Genomic DNA, 224 nt, shown 5'->3' on the forward strand with positions numbered 1-224 from the left:
GTCCCCTTCGTCTAGAGGCCCAGGACACCGCCCTTTCACGGCGGTAACAGGGGTTCGAATCCCCTAGGGGACGCCACTTGCGCGGTAATGTGTGAAAGGCGTTGCCATCAGTATCTCAAAACTGACTTACGAGTCACGTTTGAGATATTTGCTCTTTAAAAATCTGGATCAAGCTGAAAATTGAAACACAGAACAACGAAAGTTGTTCGTGAGTCTCTCAAATT

General features: G+C 47.8%; 1 tRNA gene. It reads left to right on the forward strand.

The window, feature by feature from the left end:
- Positions 1 to 76: transfer RNA gene (locus ACLJNW_RS29320), tRNA-Glu, on the forward strand.
- Positions 77 to 224: the final 148 nt, after the last annotated feature.

Source organism: Salmonella sp. SAL4457 (assembly GCF_046548235.1).
GTDB classification, from domain to species: Bacteria; Pseudomonadota; Gammaproteobacteria; order Enterobacterales; family Enterobacteriaceae; genus Salmonella; species Salmonella enterica.